Origin of the sequence: Burkholderia sp. Tr-862, assembly GCF_011753085.1 — a bacterium.
Taxonomy (GTDB): Bacteria; Pseudomonadota; Gammaproteobacteria; order Burkholderiales; family Burkholderiaceae; genus Burkholderia; species Burkholderia ambifaria.
This window is the reverse complement of record NZ_VWWG01000320.1, coordinates 1-2479: the sequence shown is the minus strand read 5'-3', so window position 1 is coordinate 2479 and position 2479 is coordinate 1. Positions and strand designations below refer to the sequence as shown.

The following is a 2479-nucleotide window of genomic DNA, read 5'->3' as shown; positions in this document are numbered from 1 at the left end:
GACGTCGGTCGCGGCCGACGACACGCAGATCGCGGCCGACCAGCCGCGCGTGGCCGATACGAGCCGGCGCGCAACCTCACGCTCCACCGCACGCGCGACCACGACACTCGCGCGGCACACGCCACCGGTTCGCGAGCCGCAGCACGCGCGCAACGGCGTCCGCGTCGCCGACTGGAAAGGCGTCCCGGCCCGGCGCACGCATGCGATCCATCGCGTGAGTGTGCATACACGCCACGGGCGCCGCGCCGCGGCGACCGAAATCCAATTGGCCGGGGTCTATCGCGGACACTGAGCGCGCGGCGCGCCCACAGCGACAACGGGCGGCACCGTCTCCGGTGCCGCCCGCTTCATGCCCTTCCTGGTTCGTGCGTCAGGCCGCCAGCAAACCGTGCGGATCGATCACGAATTTGCGCGGCGCGCCGCCGTCGAACTTCTTGTAGCCTTCCGGCGCCTGGTCGAGCGAGATCACCTCGACGTTGACGATCTTCGCGATCGGCAGACGGTCGAACAGGATCGCCTGCATCAGGTTGCGGTTGTATTTCAGCACCGGCGTCTGGCCCGTGAAGAACGAGTGCGACTTCGCCCAGCCGAGGCCGAAGCGGATGCTCAGGCTGCCGTGCTGCGCGGCCTTGTCCTTCGCACCCGGATCGTCCGTCACGTACAGGCCGGGGATACCGATCGCGCCGGCCGGACGCGTGATTTCCATCAGCGAGTTCAGCACCGTCGCGGGCGCTTCCTCGGAATGGCCCGACGAACCGTGGCCGTGCGCCTCGAAGCCGACGCAGTCGACCGCGCAGTCGATTTCCGGCACGCCGAGGATCTGCTCGATCTGCTCGCCGAGCGACGCGTCCTTCGACAGGTCGACCGTCTCGAAGCCCATCGCCCGCGCGTGCGCGAGGCGTTCCTCGTTCATGTCGCCGACGATGGTCACCGCCGCGCCCAGCAGGCGCGCCGACGCGGCCGCCGCCATCCCGACCGGGCCCGCGCCCGCGATATAGACCGTCGAGCCCGGCTTCACGCCCGCGCTCACCGCGCCGTGATAACCGGTCGGAAGAATGTCGGACAGGCAGGTCAGGTCGCGAATCTTCGCCATCGCCTGATCGCGGTCCGGGAATTTCAGCAGGTTGAAGTCCGCGTACGGCACGAGCACGTACTCGGCCTGGCCGCCGATCCAGCCGCCCATGTCGACGTAGCCGTATGCGCCGCCGGCACGCGACGGGTTCACGTTCAGGCACACGCCCGTATGCGTGTCCTTGCACATCGCGCAGCGTCCGCACGCGACGTTGAACGGCACCGACACGAGATCGCCGAGCTTCAGCGTCTCGACGTCGCGGCCCACCTCGACCACTTCGCCCGTGATCTCGTGACCGAGCACGAGGCCGACCGGGGCGGTCGTGCGGCCGCGCACCATGTGCTGGTCGGAACCGCAGATGTTCGTGCTCACCACTTTCAGGATGACACCGTGGCCGATCGCGCGGCCGGTCGGATCGACCATTTTCGGATAATCGATCTTCTGCACTTCGACCTTGCCCGGCCCAAGATAGACGACACCTCGATTGCTGCTCATCGTATTGTCTCCATGTCTCGTTGGATGGCGCTGCGGCGCACCGACGGGTGCGGCGCGTACGCAACGTGCTGTTCGAGAGTAGTCCCGGAGGCGGGGGCGCCGATGTCTCAAACCCGACATGCGTTTGATCGGTGCCGACATCGATGGCGCAAACGCGAAAGTCGGGCCGGAAAGCGGCCGGAAGGCAGTAGCGTGGAAGACGCGGCACGCGCGGGCCGCGACGCCCGGCCGGTCGACGCGATCGGCCCGGCCCGCCCCGCCGGCCGGGCGCCGCGTTATCCGCCCTGGTTCTCGCGGATGATCGCGGCGGCAGCCGCTTGCGCGTCGCTCGCGACGCCGTCGTGCATGCGCGTGCTGACGGCCGGCGTCGGCGGCTCGCTGTCGAGCGCATGGCCGTCGCGGTTGCGCGTATCGACGGTCGCGCGCATCGACAACCCCACCCTGAGCGGATGCGCGGCCAGGTCGCGGGGATCGATCGCGATCACGACCGGCACCCGCTGCACGACCTTGATCCAGTTGCCGGCCGCGTTCTGCGACGGCAGCATCGAGAACGCGCTGCCGGTGCCGGCCGAGAAGCCCTGCACGCGGCCGCGATAGACGACCCGCGATCCGTACAGGTCCGACACCACGTCGACCGGCTGGCCGATGCGCATGTGGCGGATCTGCCCTTCCTTGAAGTTCGCTTCGATCCACAGCCGGTTCAACTGCACGATCGACATCAGCGGCACGCCGGGCCCGACCTGCTGGCCGACCTGCACCGAACGCTGGCCGACCGTGCCGTCGACCGGCGCGACGATCGTCGTGCGCTTCAGGTTCCGGTACGCGAGCCTGAACTGCGCGGCCGCCTGCACGACGGCCGGGCTTTCGTCGACCGGCAGCTTGCTGCCGAGCGCCCGCGCCGCTTCGAGCTGA

Annotated in this window: 2 protein-coding genes and 1 pseudogene; 1 reads left to right on the top strand and 2 read right to left on the bottom strand. The window is 69.2% G+C overall.

Annotated elements, in window-relative coordinates:
- A pseudogene (locus tag F3J14_RS34380) lies at positions 1–292 on the top strand (hypothetical protein); the annotation flags it as partial.
- Between the two features lie 78 nt (positions 293–370).
- Here the strand turns inward: F3J14_RS34380 and fdhA are convergent.
- Both fdhA and F3J14_RS34370 read right to left on the bottom strand, forming a co-directional pair.
- Complete coding sequence (fdhA, locus tag F3J14_RS34375) at positions 371–1567, bottom strand: formaldehyde dehydrogenase, glutathione-independent (RefSeq protein ID WP_006755768.1); 1197 nt, start codon at positions 1565–1567, stop codon at positions 371–373.
- A 275-nt stretch (positions 1568–1842) separates the two neighbouring features.
- Positions 1843–2479: HlyD family efflux transporter periplasmic adaptor subunit (locus F3J14_RS34370; RefSeq protein ID WP_166726685.1), on the bottom strand; the 637-nt coding region annotated here is incomplete at its 5' end.

Coding starts and splice junctions, on each gene's coding strand:
- fdhA (WP_006755768.1), bottom strand. CDS start 1,567: ATGAGCAGCAATCGAGGTGTCGTCTATCTTGGGCCGGGCAAGGTCGAA.